At 53.1% G+C, this 15717-nt stretch carries 12 protein-coding genes and 2 tRNA genes; all 14 read right to left on the minus strand.

Features of this window, described 5'->3' with window-relative positions:
- Positions 1 to 18 precede the first annotated feature (18 nt).
- The 14 genes from hpt to glmU all read right to left on the minus strand — a co-directional run bounded on the left by hpt (position 19) and on the right by glmU (position 15601).
- Complete coding sequence (hpt, locus tag KNO58_RS14935) at positions 19 to 564, minus strand: hypoxanthine phosphoribosyltransferase (protein WP_021068188.1); 546 nt, start codon at positions 562 to 564, stop codon at positions 19 to 21.
- Between the two features lie 35 nt (positions 565 to 599).
- Positions 600 to 1829, minus strand: coding sequence for a tRNA lysidine(34) synthetase TilS (gene tilS / locus KNO58_RS14940; protein ID WP_214755120.1), 1230 nt, complete (start codon positions 1827 to 1829; stop codon positions 600 to 602).
- Between the two features lie 68 nt (positions 1830 to 1897).
- Positions 1898 to 1969 (minus strand) — tRNA-Glu (locus KNO58_RS14945).
- Positions 1970 to 1978: 9 nt separating this feature from the next.
- Positions 1979 to 2055, minus strand: a tRNA-Met gene (locus KNO58_RS14950).
- 142 nt (positions 2056 to 2197) lie between these two features.
- A complete protein-coding gene (locus tag KNO58_RS14955; protein ID WP_214755122.1) occupies positions 2198 to 4600 on the minus strand; it encodes a YhgE/Pip family protein in 2403 nt (800 codons plus the stop codon).
- A gap of 211 nt (positions 4601 to 4811) precedes the next feature.
- Complete coding sequence (locus KNO58_RS14960) at positions 4812 to 5348, minus strand: S1 domain-containing RNA-binding protein (RefSeq protein ID WP_029594406.1); 537 nt, start codon at positions 5346 to 5348, stop codon at positions 4812 to 4814.
- 75 nt (positions 5349 to 5423) lie between these two features.
- The gene (locus KNO58_RS14965; protein ID WP_021065740.1) at positions 5424 to 5798 is read right to left on the minus strand and encodes an FtsB family cell division protein; all 375 of its coding nucleotides are present in this window, start codon (positions 5796 to 5798) and stop codon (positions 5424 to 5426) included.
- Between the two features lie 45 nt (positions 5799 to 5843).
- Complete coding sequence (locus KNO58_RS14970; RefSeq protein WP_021065741.1) at positions 5844 to 6116, minus strand: RNA-binding S4 domain-containing protein; 273 nt, start codon at positions 6114 to 6116, stop codon at positions 5844 to 5846.
- A complete protein-coding gene (gene yabN / locus KNO58_RS14975) occupies positions 6113 to 7528 on the minus strand; it encodes a bifunctional methyltransferase/pyrophosphohydrolase YabN (RefSeq protein ID WP_214755124.1) in 1416 nt (471 codons plus the stop codon). The genes KNO58_RS14970 and yabN overlap by 4 nt, the downstream gene beginning before the upstream one ends.
- Position 7529: 1 nt before the next feature.
- The gene (locus tag KNO58_RS14980) at positions 7530 to 9077 is read right to left on the minus strand and encodes a polysaccharide biosynthesis protein (RefSeq protein ID WP_214755126.1); all 1548 of its coding nucleotides are present in this window, start codon (positions 9075 to 9077) and stop codon (positions 7530 to 7532) included.
- On the minus strand, positions 9061 to 12585 hold the full coding sequence (gene mfd / locus KNO58_RS14985; protein ID WP_214755129.1) for a transcription-repair coupling factor: 3525 nt from the start codon (positions 12583 to 12585) through the stop codon (positions 9061 to 9063). The genes KNO58_RS14980 and mfd overlap by 17 nt, the downstream gene beginning before the upstream one ends.
- Before the next feature lie 45 nt (positions 12586 to 12630).
- On the minus strand, positions 12631 to 13188 hold the full coding sequence (pth, locus tag KNO58_RS14990) for an aminoacyl-tRNA hydrolase (RefSeq protein ID WP_058765144.1): 558 nt from the start codon (positions 13186 to 13188) through the stop codon (positions 12631 to 12633).
- A 55-nt stretch (positions 13189 to 13243) separates the two neighbouring features.
- Positions 13244 to 14200, minus strand: coding sequence for a ribose-phosphate diphosphokinase (locus KNO58_RS14995; protein ID WP_214755131.1), 957 nt, complete (start codon positions 14198 to 14200; stop codon positions 13244 to 13246).
- A gap of 45 nt (positions 14201 to 14245) precedes the next feature.
- Positions 14246 to 15601, minus strand: coding sequence for a bifunctional UDP-N-acetylglucosamine diphosphorylase/glucosamine-1-phosphate N-acetyltransferase GlmU (glmU, locus tag KNO58_RS15000; RefSeq protein WP_021065747.1), 1356 nt, complete (start codon positions 15599 to 15601; stop codon positions 14246 to 14248).
- Positions 15602 to 15717 lie beyond the last annotated feature (116 nt).

Consider the following 15717-nt stretch of genomic DNA (forward strand, 5'->3'; position numbering starts at 1 on the left):
ATTTTCAAAAGAAAAACGTTAGCCCCCGTAAATGCTCGGCTTGAGCACACCGACGTACGGAAGGTTACGATATTTCTCTTCGTAATCGAGACCATAGCCGACAACAAACTCGTGCGGAATCACAAAACCGCTATAATCTGCCGACAATCCGTTCTTGCGGCCTGTCGGTTTATCGAGAAGCGTCACGATTTTAACCGATTTGGCTTTGCGGTACTTGAGCAGGTCGACGAGATAGCCGAGCGTGAGTCCACTATCAATGATATCTTCTACAATCAAGATGTCGCGTCCTTCTACAGATGTATTTAAATCTTTCTCAATTTTCACTTCACCTGTCGATGACGTCCCGCCATGGTACGTCGACACGTCCATGAAATCCATTTCTAAATGGATATCCATTTCTTTGACGAGGTCTGACATGAATGGCATCGCACCTTTTAACACGCAGACGAGGAGTGGGAACTCTTCTTTATATTCTTCGCTAAGTGTTGTAGCGAGTTCTTTCACTTTACCTTGAATCTCTTCACTTGAAATCAGTACTTTCTCCATATCGTTCATTAATGACATCTTAAAATCCTCCTCTTTCTTATCCGACACAATCATCATTTTACCATTAATCGTGGGCACATCGCACCCGACTTATCCGGAAAATCGGAAACTCTTACCCCTACTATAGCGATAATCCGTCCCGTTGCGTCAACTATCAATGGGACGAATGGCCGTTTTTCCCGCGGAATCTTCGCGTCAATGAAGATGCGGGCGACTTTTTTCGTCCCGACAGACAATTTCATCACGTCGCCAGCCTCGACAGAGCGGATGACGAACGGCAGCTCGACCGCTTCGAGCGGGATGCCATCCGTACCATGCTCAACGTCTAACGAAAATAACGTCTTCCCGAACGTGACGCGTGCCGGAAGTGTTGTCACCACTTGTTTGTTTGGGGATAGGACCGCTGAATCATTTGATTGTAACGATAAGAGCCCGTCTTGTTTCCGCAAGTTCCATGGCCCCTCTAAGTCGAAGTGGGCTGAACCTTGGGTACTCGTCAACAAACGTTCCAACGCGGTGCCCACCTCTACCCCGTAGCGCTTTGAGAGCAGGCGACCGACAGTGTATCGTTCGATAGGATTCAGGCGACCCAAGTCCTTTGATTCCACGTGAAACGCTTTCATCTCGAACTGCACGTTACCCTCAAGCCAAACCTCCATCTTACGGTAGCGGTCCTGCCACGAATCACGTTGATGCCGAGCCGTCTCGCTCACAACTCGAACGAGATCCGGTTGCGACGCGAGGAGTCGGGGAACAATCTGATGCCGCAACTGATTGCGCAAATAATCGGTCGTGGCGTTGCTCGCATCTTCTCGCCATTCAAGTCCGTATCGTTTAGCATAGGCAACCAGTTCGCGCTTCGGTTCCGATAAGAGCGGGCGGACGAGTTCTCCTCCTGCGAACGGGCGACGCTCGGGAATCCCCGTCACTTCAATGACGTTACGCTGCAGTTGGATGAGGACGGTCTCGAGTTGGTCGTCTGCGTGATGGGCCGTCATCAGTTGTGTATAGCCGAACTCCCGCATGACCTGTTCAAAGAACGCATATCGTCCCGTCCGGTAACTCGCTTGCGACCCGCCATCCGGAAAAGTGAGTCGCTTTCCGTGAAATGGAACCTCATAGGATGCGGCGAGACGCTGCACAAACCGATATTCCTCGTCTGATTCGGGACGTAACCCATGATGGACATGGGCTATACCCACTTCTACACCGGTCCGAATGACTCGATCCAACAAGACGACCGAATCTACCCCACCGGACACGGCAACCAATACTTTCGTCATTCGCCCGCCTCCTCGATATAACAAAAGAAGCCATCTCGAGTGAGATGGCTTCTTTTCGCTTAGGTAAGTGACCCGTACGGGATTCGAACCCGTGTTACCGCCGTGAAAGGGCGGTGTCTTAACCGCTTGACCAACGGGCCTAAATAAAATGGTAGCGGCGGAGGGAGTCGAACCCACGACCTCACGGGTATGAACCGTACGCTCTAGCCAGCTGAGCTACACCGCCATGTTATTGTTGTGTCCTAAGCACATTTTCTATAATAACCAGTACCAACGTCAGTGTCAATTCTTTTTTAAAAGTTTTTTCACAAAAAAATCGTGTATAGTGTCGTCTTATCCACTATACACGATTTTCAGTTCGTTGTGCATCACGCTTCTGACGTCGTCAGCCGATATTTTTTCTTCCAGGCGATGCGGAAATATCCCCAGAGCAGGAAGAAGCAAGCGGTTGAGACGAACGCCAAATAGACGATCGCTTGTTGCAAGTAACTCCAGCCGTCCGCTGACAAGATTTCTTTATAGCCCGAGACGGTATACGTCATCGGCAACCAGGCGTTGAACGGTTGAAGGGCGCTCGGAATCAGTTCGAGCGGGAACGTTCCGGCCGACGTCGTCAATTGAAGAATCAATAAGACGATAGCGACAAAACGACCCGGATTCCCGAGTGTCGTGACGAGCAGCTGCACAATTAAGAGGAACGTGATGCTGACGAGCCAACTGAATCCGAAGAACTGGAGTGGCGCCTCGACTTCAAGTCCGAGCAACATGACCATCGCCACGTCCAAGACGAGCGCTTGAATCAATCCGACGACGAGCAACACACCTGATTTCGAGACGAGCCATGACAGACTGCGCTTCGGTTTTCCAGCTGGGTCGTACAGCGGATAGACGATCGAGAGCAAGAGCGCCCCGACAAATAGTCCGAGTGACATGAAATACGGTGCAAATCCCGTTCCGTAGTTCGGGACCTTGTGAATCGAGTCGTTGACGACCGTGACCGGTCCAGCCATCATGTCGACGTTCTCGTCTCGAATGTCGATGGCGGCCGCTTCGGCCCCATCGGCGAGTGCGTCCCGTAACTTGCTGTTGCCGGACGCAAGTTCAGACACTCCGTCTGCGAGTTGGTCGCTACCTGACTGAAGGTCTTTGCCGCCCTCTGCCAAACGTACAGCCCCGTCCGCGAGTGTATTCGTGCCCGCGCCAGCGCTCTTCGCCCCGTCCGCAAGTTTCGAACTTCCTTCTGACAAGGCGCCTGTCGCCTCGGTCAACCGTGTGCTGCCGGACGCGAGTTCGGCGGTCCCGTCTTTTAATGCTCCGACGCCTGCGTTTAAGCGGTTGCTTGCTGAAGCCAACTCTTTCGAACTCACGGCTGCCGTTTGCGCCCCTTGTTCCACTTGTGTCGACCCATCCGCAAGCGCCTGTGCCCCGCTTGCGAGCTCGGCTTGTCCGTCACGTAACGTTACCAGTCCCGAAGCGAGTTCATTGGCACCAGTCTCGGCTTGCGTCAATCCGTCACCGAGTGCGGCCTGTCCTTCTTTCACACGTATCGCTCCCGTAGAGAGTGCATCGAATCCAGCGGCCGTCGCGGTTTGACCTTCCGCCAATTGGGCCACAATCGCCTGTAACATCTCTGGTGAAGCAGGTTGCCCCGCCTCGGCGAGTGCTGACAGCTGGGCCATCAACTGATTTTGACTGGCCAACATCTCCGTCTTCATCTGACCGATTCCGGCCACGAGTTCCGTCTCTCCTGCCAGCAAGGCGGCATTCCCTTCTTTCGCCGCCATCATCGCGGCCGCCAATTCAGTTGAACCGGCACTCAATTGCTCACTGCCGTCCTTCGAACGCTGAATCCCGGCCGCGAGTTGTTGCACGCCTTGATTGAGAGAAGCCGTCCCGTTGTGCAATTCCTCCAACTTCGAGGCGAACGTGCCTGTCCCTTCGACAAGTTGGCTCGTTCCGTCTTGAAGGGCAGACGCCCCGTCATTCACTTGACGTGCCCCGTCTGATAAGGCGGCGCTACCTGCATAGACTTGCTGGCTTCCCTTCGCCAACTCTGTCGTCCCCGTCTCGAGTTGGGCCACACCTTCATTCAACCGACTCGCCCCGTTAGCCAATTCTTGTTGTTTGGAAGCGAGCAATGCGGTCCCGTCGGCCAATCGGGTCGCCCCCTGTTCGGCCGTCTGTGAGCCATCTGCTAGTTTTCCCGCCCCAGCCGCCGCTTCATCGAGTCCAGCAGCAGCATCTTGAATTCCGTCACGCATCGCACTGACATACTGTTTCGCGACTTCGGTCGACAGTTCACCTTTCACTTGCTCCATCGCGGAGCCACCGATTTGAGCCGCTAAAAAGTTATACGATTCATTGGCGATATATTTGAGTTCAAGCTGCTCGGGTTCTTCACTGAGCGCCGTCGTCGCTTTTTCTGAGAAGTTTGCCGGAATCTCGATCGCCATGTAATAGTCATGATCGTTCAACCCTGACTCGGCTTCTTGTTTCGTCGTCTCAATAAACTCGAACGCCTCAGACGTCTTTAACTTCTCAACGAGTTCGTCCCCGACGGCAAGTTGCTCCCCGTCGAACGTCGCTCCCTGGTCTTCGTTCACGATCGCCACCGGCAAGTCTTTCATCTGTCCATACGGATCCCAAAACGCCCATAAGAACATCCCGGCATACATGAGCGGGACGAGTGCGACCGCGAGAATCGGGACCCAGACCCGAGGGTTCTTCCCGATGCTTCTCCATTCCGCCAACCACAGTTTCCATCCATTCATCTTCATTCTCACCTTTCACTTATAAAACATAACTATTTTTTTCATGTTCCCTATTGTGCTCGCTTCCTCGAAAAAATGCAACCCTTTTTAGTTATTTTTCATAACAAAAATGAATCAAAAAAAAACCACAGACTATAAAAGTCTGTGGTTCGTCGTCTTCTTAAGGAAGACCGTCTATCGTTACGAGTAGAAGCTGATGGTTTACGAAGGGTTACCCGCGCTTGGCTCCACGTCCACCGCGTTTTGAGTCGGTTTGACGTTTTAACGTCGTCAAGCGCTCGTCGCTGTCTTTCAAGAACTTGCTCATCAACGTATCGAACGTTTCTGGCTCACGGCGTACTTCGCGACGTCCGCCGCCACCACGTGGACCGCCACCGCGTGGACCGCCGCCACCGCGTGGGCCACCTTGTCCTGGACCACCTGGGCGTGGGCCGCCTTGACCCGGGCCGCCTGGGCGTGGGCCACGAGAGAAACGCTCGCCTGCTGGACGCTCTGGACGTTCACTGACAGGGCGATCGACGGCCTTTTTGATAGACAACCCGATTTTGCCATCTGTTTCGACGTTCAAGATTTTGACCGTCACTTCTTGACCGACCGTTAGCACTTCATTGATGTCTTTGACGTAAGAATCTGCCACTTCACTGATGTGCACCAAACCCGTTTTGCCATTTGGAAGTTCTACGAACGCTCCGAAATGCGTAATCCCTGTAACCTTACCTTGTACCTTGCTTCCTACTTCAATTGACATAAAATAATGTACTCCTTTTTTTGATTGATTCCCTACAATTATACGAGTCGATTCGTCAACGGTCAACGAACCCACTTATTCCTCTGGTGAGAAGTAAAAAATAATCTCGCCATCTTTCGAGAACAACAGCTCGTTGCGCGCTAGATTAGCGATGTATTCTTCGTCTTGTAAACGCTCGACCTGCTCTTTCAGTTCTGATTGTTCGTCCTTCGTTTCCCGAAGTTCGACTTGCGCCTCATTTTGTTTCCGTTCTTGCTCGGACACATATCCGACTTTCGAGAAGTAACTCTGACCGATGAAGACAACCATTAACAAAAAGAGAAGTGAGGCCGCAGCCAGGCGGCGTCGAAGATGGATACGTCGCCGGTTCTGTTCTTTTTCCAGCTGTTCTCTCCGTTCATCAAGAGCCCGAATCCGCTGTTTGCGTTCCATCGGGTTACGTCCATTCATCGAATCACCTTCCTCCTGTCCTGTTACGTTCAGTATACCTTTTTTTTACGCTTCCGTACCACTGTTCACCTTTTCTTCTTTGAGCAGGCGGTACATTTCTTTCGCATCCTCTTTGCGGGCATGCTCGGCAATCGAGTCAATGACGACCGTGACGAGCTTGTTCCCGAATCGAATTTGCAACTCGTCACCGACTTTGACGTCGGTGCTCGCTTTCGCTACTTGTCCGTTCAATTGAATTCGGCCTTGGTCGGCGACTTCTTTCGCCAACGTACGCCGCTTAATCAAGCGGGATACTTTCAAAAACTTGTCTAATCTCATAATCCCTTCTCCTTCGCTTCATCCCAGAGCCGATCCATCTCTTCGAGCGTCATCTCTTCGAGGGAGCCGTTCGCTTCAATGTATTCGAATCGTCTCTTAAATTTTTGATTGGTTCGTTCGAGCGCCTGCTCGGCGTTCAACTTGAAATAGCGCGCCACGTTGACGATTGAGAAGAGGACATCGCCAAGTTCTCGTTCATCTTCCGGCTGACTTCTCCACTCGTGGAGCTCTTCTTCCAATTTCTCGAACGCACCTTGAACATCGTCCCATTCGAAACCGACTTGCGCAGCTTTTTTCTGCAATTGCTCGGCCCGCATCAACCCAGGTTGCGTCATGAGTACACCATCTAGCTGCGATTTTCTCTTTTCCCCTTTTTCCACTTGTTTAATCGCATTCCAATTCGTTACCACTTCATCGGCATCGTCGACCGTCACATCCCCGAACACATGAGGATGACGGCGGACCATCTTCTCACTGACAGTTCCAATGACGTCTCGGATATCAAAATAGCCTTCGTCCGCTCCAATTTGGGCGTGGAGCATGACTTGGAGCAAGACATCGCCGAGCTCTTCGACGATGGCATCATCGTCTTCCGTATCGATTGCTTCAATCAATTCGTACGCTTCTTCAAGCAAATATTTACGGAGCGATTCATGCGTCTGCTTCCGGTCCCACGGACAGCCGTCCGGGCTGCGGAGCGTCGCGATGATGTGCTTCAACGTCGAAAATTCGCGCGCCAAATGCGTCTCGTCCGTCAACGGCGGCACATAGAGCGTCGTCAAGTTGTCGACTTCTGCCACGCGGTCCATCTCGTAGAGCGGTATTTCACTGACCCGCTCATGTTTCGTCCCAGCGGCTGTCACGAGTTTGACGATATGTTCATCCGGATATCGTTCCATCAATTGGACTTTCACGTCTCCGGCCACGAACCCGTCATACACTTGACCAATCAATACGTGTTGGGTCACTTGAATCCGTTCGACATCGAGCGCCGTCGCATCGAGTAATTGGAAGCCGTTGATTGGATCGATGCGGAGGGCTTGGAACATAGCGTCCAAAAAGCTCTGACCGCCGAGGAACGTGACGTCCGCACCTTGTTCGACGAGCAGCTCGACCGTCCGCTCCGCCACGAACGGATGCCCCGGTACGGCATAGGTGATGGCTAGCTCTTCGCTCTTTTCAAGCAACGTCTCAACGATTTGTCGGTAGACGTCCTCGAACGTGTCACTCGCCTCGTAAATCGCATCAAACGATTCGAACGTCACGCCTTCCGCCTCCAGTTCGCTGACGACAGGGTGCTCTTTCGTGCGCAACCAAACGAGCGGTTGCTGCTTCAAATGACGATAGACACCGAGCGGTAGTTGATCAAGTTCGCCAGACCCGAGGCCGACGACCGTAATTCCGTAACTCATATCAGTTCTCCTTTTTTTCTAGCAGATTGATGAGACGACCTCCGAACGGAATCATTTCCCATTCTTCTATCGTCAAAATTTGTTCTTTCCATAACCGCCAGACATAACTGCCGGCCCCGAGCACGAGCATGAAGCCGAGCCAGACGAGGGCATCGAGACGATGCGTCAGTCCATCCAGCGCCATGACGTTCAAGCCAAGCAAGATGACACCCATCGGCGCCACCGTCTTGACGAGACGTCCATAATGTCGAAACCGGAGTCTGCCGAGCGGGATGATTTGATCGAGCCGATTGAAATTGAAGGCGGCCATCGCTAAAAAGGCAATCGATGTCCCTAGGGCCGCCCCCGCGATGCCATAGGAAGGGACGAGCCACAAGTTGCTGCCGAGCTTCACACCGATGGCGAGAATCATGCCGACAGCAGCTGTGCGCTCCCGATCAATCGCCTGTAGACACGTCATGCTCGCCACGGCGAGCGACGCGGCGAACGTACTCGTTGAGAGCAGGACGAGCGCCGTCGTCCCGGCCGCGTTTTCAAATAGCGCGACATTCAACGGGAACATGACACCCATCAAGCCGATCGTCGCCGCAGCGGCGACCGTTGTCGTCACGCGAATCATCGAACTGAGTCCGGAAGAGGTCGCTTCGATACGACCGGCACGATAATGCCGCACCAAGTTCGGGACGTTTGCCATTCCGAGCGCCGTCGTGAACAAAATCGCGAATTGAACGAGCGGATAGCCTCGGTCAAACACCCCTTTCCCGACTTTCGCCGCGTAATCCCCGCCCATCAGATTGACAATCGTGAACGAGTCGACGAGTTGCATCCATAAAATGCCGAGCGAGGCGAAACCGACGGCAAACCCCGTCGTCAGCAAGATTCGAAGGACAGACCGCAACGTCGCGGGTTGTACCGGCACGAGCCGTAACTGCTTCGCCCATAACGACAAGATGACGATGGCGATGACACCTCCGACGAGCGTCGCCCCATATGCGTATCGACTGAGCGTATAGGCGTCTTGACCGAAACGCACGCCAATCAACAAGGCGATGAGCAATACCGTGACACGAACGAGGTTCTCGAGCACTTGCGAAATCGCACTCGGCCGCAAGTCATCGACGGACTGGAACGACCCGCGGAGCACGGCCAAAGCCGGCATGAGTAAATAACTCAGGCTGATGACGCGGAGCGTCGGTGCGAGTTCCATGTCCCCGAGGAGACGGGCGATGACCGGTGCCAACATCCACATCGTGACGACAAGGATGACGGCCAGACCGAGCAAGACATAAAAACTGCCCCATAACACTTCGAGCTTTCGCCTCGGTCCTTGGGCCCCGACCCCAATTTTCGCAATCACGACCGGCATCGCATACATGCCGAGCGAGGCGACGATCGCAGCAAACGGATACACGGTTTGATAAGCATATAACCCGAAGTCTCCGGCGATATTTTGGTAAGGCACTCGGTACGCGAAACTGATGAACTTTGAAAGATAGCCTGCGAGCGCAAATAAGACGACGCCGGTCGCAAACTTACTTGGCGACCGCATGCGCCAACCTCTTCACGAGCTCCTCAAGCACCGTATCGGCATCGTTCAACAGTTCGACGACCGGCATCCGGCCACTGAGCGACAATTTGAGGGCGCCGTTGTCTTGTCCGACACCGAGCTTTCGACCGAGCGGCATCGTCCACTCCATGAATGACGGCACGTCGAGCGCCGTCGTCGATTCGAGCGATAATACCATCTCGATGCGGCCCGGTGACTGTTTGATGCGCGCCACTTTCGCCATCTCGCCATAGATGCGCAGACGCGTCAGTTGGATGAGGAGCGCGACCGGTTCCGGGAATTCGCCGAACCGTTCGATCAACTCGTCCTGGAGGGCGAACAGCGCCTCTGGTGTATCGACATACTTGAAGCGTTTATACATCTCGATTTTCAATTCGCTGTCCGATAAATAGTCGTCCGGGATATACGCATCCGCTTGGAACGTGATTTCCGGTTTGAAGACGACTTGTTTCGCCTGTCCGCGCATCCGGTCTTTCCGCTCTTCGATGGCTTCGGACAACATCTGCGAGTATAAGTCGAATCCGACCGAATCGATGAATCCGGATTGTTGAGCCCCGAGCAGATTTCCGGCGCCGCGAATCGATAAGTCGCGCATCGCGATTTTGAACCCGCTTCCGAGCTCCGTGAACTCTTTGATGGCCTGTAGCCGACTCTCCGCGACCTCGGTCAAGCGCTTGTCTTTCCGATACGTGAAGTAGGCGTAGGCGATCCGGTTGGAACGCCCGACACGACCGCGCAACTGATACAGCTGTGACAGCCCCATCTTGTCCGCATCGTGGACGATGAGCGTGTTCACGTTCGGGATGTCGATGCCGGTCTCGATAATCGTCGTTGAGACGAGCACGTCCGCTTCCCCTTCAAGGAAACTGATGAGCTGGCTCTCGAGCTCGGTCTCCGTCATCCGACCGTGTGCCGTCGCGATCCGTGCTTCCGGCAACAAGGCGCGAATCTCTTCTGCTTTTCGTTCGATGCCTTCGACGCGGTTGTAGAGGAAGAATGCCTGTCCGCCTCGCGCGAGTTCGCGCTCAAGTGCTTCCCGCAAGACGATCCCATCGTATTCCATGACGTACGTCTGCACCGGGTAGCGGTTCTCTGGCGGTGTCTCGAGGACCGACAAGTCTCGGATGCCAATCATCGACATATGGAGTGTCCGCGGAATCGGTGTCGCCGTCAGCGTCAGGACGTCGATATTCGTCTTCAACTGTTTGAGCCGTTCTTTATGTTTGACCCCGAACCGTTGCTCTTCATCGATGATGACGAGACCGAGGTCGGCGAACGTCACATCTTTCGACAAGACGCGGTGCGTCCCGACGACGACGTCAATCGTTCCTTCCTTCAAGCCTTTCTTCGTCGCCGCCATCTCGCTTTTCGAGCGGAAGCGGCTCATGACAGAGACGTTGATCGGAAATTCACTGAACCGTTCGAGCATCGTCTCGTAATGTTGTTGCGCCAGCACGGTCGTCGGAACGAGGAACGCGACTTGTTTCCCGGCGAGCACGGCTTTGAACGCGGCTCGAATCGCCACTTCCGTCTTGCCGTAGCCGACATCGCCGCACAGGAGACGGTCCATCGGCCGTGACCGCTCCATGTCCGCTTTGATTTCGGCGATGGAGCGGACCTGGTCTTCCGTCTCTGCGTACGGGAACGAGCTTTCGAACTGACTCATCTCTTCGTCATCACCTGGGAACGCGTAGCCGACGGACGCTTCGCGCGCCGCGTACAGCTTAATCAATTCGTCGGCGATATCTTCCACCGATTTGGCGACTTTCGATTTGACCTTCTTCCACTCGGTCCCGCCGAGTTTGTAAATCTTCGGCTCTTTGCCTTCAGCCCCGACATACTTTTGAACGAGATCGATTTGATCGACAGGCACGTACAGCGCATCATCACCGGCGTAGACGAGATGTAAGTAATCTTGGTGAATGCCGCCGACTTCAATTGTTTTGATGCCGAGGTACTTCCCGATCCCGTGATGGATGTGGACGACGTGGTCGTTCGGCTTCAATTCTTGATAACTTTTAATCCGTTCGGCGTTCGTCAAATTCTTCGTCTGTCGTTTCCGCTTCGTGACGCGCTTGAACAACTCTTCTTCGGAGACGACGACGAGACGGCTCGTCGAGAGTTCAAATCCGCCTTCGATTTGTCCGATCATGACATGGACGTGACGTGGCAACAGCTCACCGTCCACATTCGTGAACGTGGACGATATGCCATAATCGTCAAGCAACGCCACCACTTTATCGGCCCGTGTTTGATCACCTGCTAAAAAGACGATACGATGGTCACCTTGTTGCCAACGTTCGACTTCTTGTTTCAATAAGTGCATCTGGCCATGGAACGCCGGGAGCGGACGACAACTGAGATGGACCGTGTTTGTCTCGGGAATCCCGGACCGTCGTGACGGTAACAAGGAGAACGCGACTTGTTTCAACGAACGGAATACTTTATGCATCGGGACGGCGAGCGTGTAATTGCTGACCGACTCCCCGCGTTCAATGAGCGACGAGAACCATTCCGCTTCCTCGCGGTCTTGCACGTCGGCAGCATCTTCAATCCGGGCCACTTCATCTAACATTAAGACCGCTTCCGGCCCGACGTAATCGAGGAGCGTCGAGCTATACAAGAGTGGTGTATACTTTCCAACTTTTTCAGGAGCCTCGCCTCGACCGAACTGTTCGATGTCCCGGGCAATTCCATCTTCGAGCGCTTGCCGGATCGTCTCGGTCTCGATGAGCGAGAGCGTCCGCTCGTATTGACGTTCGAGTGCTTGTCCAGCTTTTTTCAGCTGATCTGCCGTTGCGATAAATTCGGTGGCGGGCGGGATGACTGCTTCGCCGACGACACCTAGTGAACGTTGCGTCTCAACATCGAATGTAAAGATGGAGTCGACTTCGGTGTCGAACAAATCGATGCGATACGGCCGCGCCGCCGTAAGTGGATAGACATCTAAAATACTGCCGCGGACAGAAAACTCACCCGGTGCGGTTACGGTGGCCGTCCGTTCATAACCGAGCGTGATGAGCGTCTCGGCGAACGGCTTTAAATCAAGCTCTTGTCCAGGTTTGATGTGATGATGGCTCGTCTGCCAGTCTGACGGGTTCGGGATATAACGGCGCAAGCCACCGAGCGGCACGACAATGACGCCTCCCGTTTCGTCCAGGAGACGTGTCCGAGCCTCAATCCGAGCAGCCAGCAATTCTGGGCTCGATGTGAGGGATAGTTCACCAGCGAGCGTCTCATCAATCGGATAAAGCAATGTGTTGCTCGGTCCGATGAGCGACTCGAGTTGGTCGTACATTTTTTGGGCTTGATACATGTTATGCGTGACGACGACGAGACGTCTTGGCGAGTTTTTCGCCAAACCCGCCAATACAAGCGCCTTGGCACTTGTCGTCAATCCGGTGACGAGTTGTCGATCGACTTTTGGCAACCGCTCCCGAATCACGTTCGTCTCAGGTAACGTCACCATGAATTTCTCTAGAGCATTCATTTGTTTTCCTCCACCTCATACGACAAAAAAGGGTACGTTGACCCTTTAGTTATATCGATTCATGAGCGCAATCCATTCCGTGTCCACAAAATCGGTTGCGGCGGACACAGCTTGATCGAGCGTATCATTCAATTCTGGCATGTCTTCTTTACGGTAGTTCATAAGCACCCAATCGACCACTTTAATCGGATGCGGCGGACGGCCGATCCCTAGTTTCAGACGTTTAAAGTCTTGTGTGCCTAAATGCTGAATCAACGACTTGATGCCGTTATGTCCGCCGGCACTGCCTTTCGGACGGAACCGCAGTTTGCCTGGGACCATGTCCAAGTCATCATAAATGACGAGCAAGTCGTCAATCTCAATCTTATAATAATCTAAAATCGGACGGACCGACTCGCCTGATAAATTCATATACGTGAGTGGTTTGACGAGGACGACACGTTCTCCATTGATTCTTCCCGTTCCAATCAACGCTTTAAACTTGGCTTCATCGAGTTTAATCCCATGCTTGTCGGCTAGGCGATCAATCGCTAAAAATCCGACGTTGTGACGGGTCATCTCATACTTTTTGCCTGGATTCCCGAGGCCGACGATACATTTCATCTTATTCCTCCTGAACAAAAAAGCCCAAAGGCGAACGCCTTCGGGCCTCGTTTTTTTAATCGAACAGCGTGCTCACCGATTTGTGCTCGTGGACGCGCATGATCGCTTCTCCAAGCAAACGGGCAACCGACATCTGCTTGATTTTGCTTGAACATTCGCGACCTTGTAAATCGATCGTGTTCAAGACAACAAGTTCCTTGATTGACGAGTTATCGATTCGTTCCATTGCCGGTCCAGACAACACCGGGTGCGTACACGAGGCGTACACTTCTTTGGCACCTGCCTGAACGATGGCATCGGCCGCGAGCGTGATCGTTCCAGCCGTATCGATGATATCATCGATCAAGATGGCCGTCTTGCCTTCGACGCTGCCAACGATGTTCATGACTTCGGCCACGTTCGCTTCAGGACGACGCTTGTCGATGATGGCGATTGGAGCCTTCAAGCGCTCGGCAAGCTTACGGGCACGTGTGACGCCACCGTGGTCCGGTGAGACGACGACAATGTCTTTCGCTTTGAATTCTTCTGTCTCAAAATACGTCGAGATGAGTGGAACACCTAATAATTGGTCTACTGGGATATTGAAGAAACCTTGGATTTGAGCAGCGTGCAAGTCCATCGTGATTAAACGTGTGGCTCCTGCAACTGTCAATAAATCAGCGACAAGTTTCGCTGTGATTGGCTCACGCGAGCGCGCCTTGCGGTCTTGGCGGGCGTAGCCGTAGTATGGCATGACCACGTTAATCGTCCGAACCGATGCCCGTTTCAACGCATCGATCATGACGAGTAACTCCATGAGCGTCTCGTTCACCGGTGAGCTCGTCGATTGAATGATGTACACATCATCGCCTCGTACGCTCTCCTCGATGTTGATGTAAAGTTCTCCGTCGCTAAACCGCTTCACTTGGCAATCACTGAGCGGGATGCCAATTTCCTTGGCAATCTCTTCGGCGAGTGGGCGGTTTGAGTTTAAGCTAAATAGGCGAATTTCACGTTCATATACAGTAGACATGTTTAGGATTCTCCTCCATCGTTTTCCATAATAATAGGCAGCAACTTATCGTTTCGTGTAACCTTCTTTATTCGTTTGGCGTTCGCGTGCAATCGCAAGCGCCTCTTCCGGAACGTCATCCGTGATTGTCGAACCGGCTGCGACGATCGAGCCTTTCCCGACTTTCACCGGAGCAATCAAGTTCACGTTGCATCCGACGAACGCATCGGCTTCGACGACTGTCTCGAACTTGTTCTTGCCGTCATAGTTGACCGTGATTGAGCCACAACCGAGGTTGACACGTTCCCCGATCGAAGCATCTCCGATATAGCTGAGATGTGATGCTTTCGCACCGTCTCCGAACGTTGATTTTTTGATTTCCACGAAGTTACCGACGCGCGTATTCGCGCCGAGGACTGCTTGTTGACGAAGGTGGGCGAACGGCCCGACCTGTGCTTCAGTTCCGACACGGCTGTCGCTCACGACCGATTGACGAACCGTCGCGCCGTCTTCGATGACGCTATTGCGGATATCTGAATTCGGACCAATCACGCACTCTGAACCGATAATCGTTTTCCCGAGAATGACCGTCCCTGGGTAGATGATCGTATCCGAACCGATGACGGCATCTGGTGAGATGTATGTCGAAGCTGCATCCATGAATGTGACACCTTCACGCATGAGGCGTTCGTTCGTGCGCTTGCGCATGACTGCCTCAGCTTGTGAGAGGGCAACGCGGTCGTTGACGCCAATCGTTTCATCAAATGTCGGCGCCGTGTGTGCTGCCACGACTTCGCCTGCTTCTTTCGCAATCGAGATGACGTCCGGCAAGTAGTACTCACCTTGAGCGTTGTTGTTCCCGACTTGCTTCAGCGCATCAAACAAGAGCTCGTTATCGAACACATACGTTCCGGTGTTGATTTCACGGATCTCTAGTTCAGTGTCAGACGCATCTTTATGCTCGACGACTTTTGTGACGTTTCCGTCTTCACCACGGATGACACGGCCATATCCAGTCGCATCATCAGCAATCGCCGTCAACACGGTCACTTTTGCCTGTTGCGCTTCGTGATGGGCCAACAACGCCTCGAGCGTTTCCGCTGTCAATAGCGGCGTATCACCACAAACGACAAGCGTCGCGCCAGGTTTGCCTGCGAGTTCAGCTTCTGCCATCTGTACCGCATGACCTGTACCGAGCTGTTGTTCTTGGACCGCATACTCCACGCGTGAGCCCAACGTCTCTTGTACCGCTTCAGCCCCATGGCCGACGATGACGATTTGACGACTGACCCCGATTTTGTCGAGTTGATCGACGACGTGTTCGACCATCGGTTTTCCAAGGACCGGATGAAGTACTTTATAAAGCTTCGACTTCATGCGCGTCCCTTTACCTGCTGCCAAAATGACTGCAAAACGATCCATTCTTGATTCGCTCCTATCTCATATCGACTGTAATGTACTCAAATGTTCGGTTTTATCTGCATTCAAACCTTATTTACACCGTATCTACTATATCGAAACCATGACGCGGTTTCAAC

It is taken from the genome of Exiguobacterium sp. J17977 (assembly GCF_018616375.1).
Classification (GTDB): Bacteria; Bacillota; Bacilli; order Exiguobacteriales; family Exiguobacteriaceae; genus Exiguobacterium; species Exiguobacterium mexicanum.